Origin of the sequence: Clostridium estertheticum, assembly GCF_018861295.1 — a bacterium.
GTDB classification, from domain to species: domain Bacteria; phylum Bacillota; class Clostridia; order Clostridiales; family Clostridiaceae; genus Clostridium_AD; species Clostridium_AD estertheticum_D.
In genome coordinates this window covers 1-4737 of record NZ_JAHLDM010000059.1, presented here as the reverse complement: position 1 = coordinate 4737, position 4737 = coordinate 1, and the positions used below count along the sequence as shown (strand labels likewise).

Here is a 4737-nt window from a genome sequence, read left to right as displayed (position 1 = left end):
TGTTAGGCACGCCGCCAGCGTTCGTCCTGAGCCAGGATCAAACTCTCAATTTAAAAGTTTACACTTTTTTAGTTGAAATAATTAATCTGCGCCAACTGTTAAGTTGGTTAGCAAGCTCATTACATACTTTTTAGTCTTACGACTAAATATTACTTTTACTAAAGTAATTGACTGGTTGAAATAAAATATTATTTTATTTCTTTACCTATTTCTCTGTTCAATTTTCAAAGACCAATGTGCCACTCCTATGTGACTACAAGAAATATTCTATCATATCCATAGATACACATTTTTATAAAATAGGTGTTCTAGTTATATTACCCTCATATTTCTACATATATATCTATATAATTCAATATTACTCATTACGATACGCAAGGATAAGTATTCTTATAATTAAATATAATGGTAAAGATTTTTTTCCTAACAATAATTATGGATTACCTATTCCTATAAATTTAATAATGTCAGAAACATCATTCATGGAATTATTACTCCATTAAAATAAAAATAGTCCACAGAATTATTACTGTGAGCTATTTTTATTTGCTTTTATTCTATACTTTTTTTGAAATTACAATTCCTATAACCACTATTAACCTAGACTAGCAAAGAATACACTGATTCTCTTAGAATCTCTAGTTTTAAAACTAGATGTAATTTCTTCATCTACATTAACAATTCCTCCATCCACAATAGTTTGTACATTTTTAATAGATTTATCATCTTTAATAGACCCTCGTTTTCAATAGGCTCTTTCTCGTCAATTGTTCCGTCGTTTGGAATCGGATTAGTTATCTTTGAAATATCTGATAGGTATGCTCCACTTTTTATTGTTGAATCTACAAGCAACGACATATATTTACTTGCAAATATTGTACCATCTTCATTTCTATTATAACTATTTGGTTGCACCACACTTGTAAAATCTGATTTTAAAAGTACTTTACCCTTTTTATTTATAGATTCTTTCCCATTGTAGAAATAATTACTATCGCTTTCAATGGAAGCTGGTACATTATCTGCCGCACCTGCTGTTGTTCTAAAAGATATATTGTTTTTTGCTGAAAATTGTTGCTTTGCAGCAGTGTAGAATGCAAAGCTAAAATTAATCCCTTTATTATCTACTGATGTAGTATTCTCAACTATAATAGCAGGATTACTATTGCTTGTAACACCATCACTATTGTTATTAAAGGATAAACAGTTTCTAAGAACATGTTTAACAGCTATACCTTCTCCACCCATTTTAAAACCATTACCATCACCATTAGTTTTTCTACCATTTGTAAGTGTACCATTACCATAAGCAATAGAATTTTCTATAACTACAGCACCGATAGCACCAGTTTCTAGTTTTGAATACAAATCCCACCCATCATCACAGTTGTTATGTGAAATACATCCTCTAAATACATTTCCTTCGCCGGAAGTTAACTTAGCAGCGAACCCATCTGCATTATTTTCTGAAACATCAACATTATCATAAGCTGTACAATTTAATACTAGGTTATTCGATGGCCATTTGTCTTTGCTTTCAGTAGACGATCCACTAATTTGAATTCCAGTCTCTAAAGTATTATATACATTTACCAACTCTACTATATTATTACTGCCAGAAATATTCATACCTTTTAAATTTGCTTTCGTTATGTTAATACCATATATTTTCCAACCACTACCTGCAAGACTTAGTCCTTGTGACTCAAACCCAAAGTCAAAAATAGGTTTTTCATTTGGATATGCAGATAGCATTTTGGGATTATTACTTTTACTATCATTGCCTCTTTCTATAATTATTGGACTCTTTAAATTATATACACCACCACGTACATATATTGTTTGACCCTCTCCTATAAATTTAACAGCAGAATATATGTCCGTAGGGTCCATTTTTGTACCGGCTGATTTTGATGAACCTGTTTGAGAAACATAAATAGCTCCAGAAAGAGTTCCATATTGTTTTAATGTTACGGTATATTTTATTGAAATCGGATCATACTTTGTGACATTTTCAGTTGCCTCAGGAATTAATGTTATATCAAAATTGTTATCTCCATTTATGAGGGTTGTAGTCTTTCCCAATAGGTCATTAGCTTTAATTGGCCCTTTATATATTTCTACTCCGTTTTGTTTAACTTCTACGTTACCTTTAACATTTGCTAAAAGATCAAGTTTATAACTTGAAGTAGAGGCTGCCATTAGTGATACTACATTTATTGCAGCATCTACAGGTTTTTGTGATTCTTTTACCGCTGCAGGGTCTGTAACAACATCCGAGGTTTTCATACTTATATTAGAGCTAGTTATTGAAGCAACTCGTGCAGCAAAGAAACCAACATATATTTTCCCTGAATTTAATACTTCCATTTGTTTGGGTTTATAATATATCTTCTCTACGCCATTATTTACAGATACTTGATAACCTGTATTGGTTTTCTTAAGTGTCATCTTATATGTTGATGTTCCATCGTTTAACGGACGATCTCCAAATTTAAAGACATCATCCATTGTTGCTCCAGTACCGGATTTATCATTAACATTATTTCTAAACACTGATTGAACTAATCCTCTATATCCACCAACTAATACCATATTTGATGAAAATACTGTGGGGTCTAAACTCTTCCCTATATCATCTCTTGCCATTATTCCAAATGCTTCTTGATTATCTGGGGTTCCTTTAGCAAAATAATTTACTTTAATATCAGCCGAAAGTTCAAAGTTTTTAGATGGGTCCACTTCCGTATAGTAATAGGCTATTCCATCATGAGAACCGGTAACCTTCCCACCAGTGGTGCTTCCTTCCTTATTTCCTGCCGTAACCGTCACAGCACCCTTTACACTATCTACATCTATAGTATTATATAAGCTAGAAATAGATTGTCCAAATATTATAGATTTCCATTCAGCAGTTTCACCTAATACTTCCTTTGATTTCGCCGACACAGTAGTTGCTGAATTCTGGCCATCTTTAATAACCGTTAATTTAAAATTATAGACTCCTTCTATTTGAAGATTATTAACTGTGTATGCCAAGTCTTTAGTAGACTCTATCGCTGTAGTCCACTGACTATCTGCCTCTTTCTTATATTTGAGATTATATTCTTGTGCTTCTTTTACCTGATCCCATTTAACTTTAATAGACCCTGTAGCGGTAGCACTTGCGCTGACCACTGGACTTGTAAGTGGTAACTTAAAAGTAATATTTTTTGTATTTGATAGTTTCACATCCTCCTGTGCAGTTCTTAAAGCTTTAGCGGTAAATGTATATGTCCCACTTTCTTTAGGACTAAAAGTAACTTCACCATCTGTTGCCCCTAAAAGTGTATCTGCTTCTACAACGGATTTTGTATCTACTATAATATTATCTTTTCTCATTTCAACATCTAGTTTTAAAGTGCCCAAAGCACCCATTACATTATTATAACTAACCTTTACTTCTTTACCATCTTCCGATAAAACCACACCAGTAATTAATGGACTAGCTATTGATGACCATCTAAACCCTGGAACTGCAATCGCCAATGCAGAAGTTAACCCATTTGATTCTCCACCACTTGCCTTTACTCTAAATTCATAAGCCTTCATTGCAGTGAGATTAGTTACAGTATGACTTTTGCCCGTTATCTTATCAGGATCTGTTGTCCAACTTGATGTACCCATTTCCCTATATTGAACAATATAGTTTTGTGCTCCTTGTGTTCCTGTCCAATTAATATCAACATTATCGCCCTTAGCTTTAGCAGTTAAGGTTGGTCTTGGTAATGATTTTTTTGATAAATTGTAGATAACGTTTTCATTTTGTTTGATAATAAACTTATCCACTTCTGCATTAGCACCACAGATAACAAAACCTAAATACATTGGTCCATTAGTTGTTTCATGCAGATCTGCAAGTTCTTGTACTTCCCCATTTATAGTAGACGTATAAGTGTTATTTGTTCTCTGAATTTTTAATAATACAGTACTTCCTATTTCTGATGTTTTAGAAGTATTAGGACCACCTGCACCATATCCAGTAGTTTTTTTGTAATAACTTCTAGAACCATTATCCCCTCTAGCTACTGAAGTTACCATTGCGTCTCCCTCTTGTGTACCAGAGAATGCACCTACACCTACTATTCCACCAGTGCCATTTATGGTACGATTTGTCACCTTTAATGTTGCCTCAACAGAAAAATCTCCTGAAATTTTATTAGGTGTTAGTAAGAAACTACTGTTTTTCGTTCCTTTACTTGAAAATCCTCCAATAGTTGAATCATTTGATATAATCATTTTATTATTAGAATCTTTTAATGCTGAGAATTTAACAATCGGAACCTGGTTAACGTTTTCAAGATCTAAAATTGCTTCTCCACCTGTAGTTGCAACCTTCGTAACTCCTTTTACGTTAAAAGGTAATAATGTGAATATCATAATTGTTGCGATAAAAAGTGATAAATTGCGGTTTCTCATTTTAAAATGTCTTATGATTTTCCCCCTTTAGTTTTATATTACTTATTATACATCATTAACCATCTGGGTTCAAATAATAAATTTTTTCAATAATTTAATTGATACTATTTTGTTAAATCAAATTATACAATGAAAATACTTTTTTATTTAACGCAAAAAAACACTAAGTTATACTTAGTGTTTTTTTATTACCTGGCGACAACCTACTCTTCCACAAGGTCACCCCTGCAGTACCATCGGCGCATTGAAGCTTAACCTTCGTGTTCGGTATGGGAACGG

At 32.8% G+C, this 4737-nt stretch carries 1 protein-coding gene and 1 rRNA gene; both read right to left on the bottom strand.

Annotated features, from left to right (window positions below; translation table 11 throughout):
- Window positions 1-669: 669 nt before the first annotated feature.
- Window positions 670-4458 carry a fibronectin type III domain-containing protein gene (locus KPL54_RS25470; RefSeq protein ID WP_216109282.1) on the bottom strand — a complete coding sequence of 1263 codons (3789 nt, stop codon included), beginning with the start codon at window positions 4456-4458 and terminating at the stop codon, window positions 670-672.
- Between the two features lie 190 nt (window positions 4459-4648).
- Window positions 4649-4737, bottom strand: a 5S ribosomal RNA gene (rrf, locus tag KPL54_RS25465); the annotation flags it as partial.

What these genes read in the sequence shown, in the direction of transcription:
- KPL54_RS25470 (WP_216109282.1), bottom strand. Translation starts at nt 4,458, where the DNA reads ATGAGAAACCGCAATTTATCACTTTTTATCGCAACAATTATGATATTC.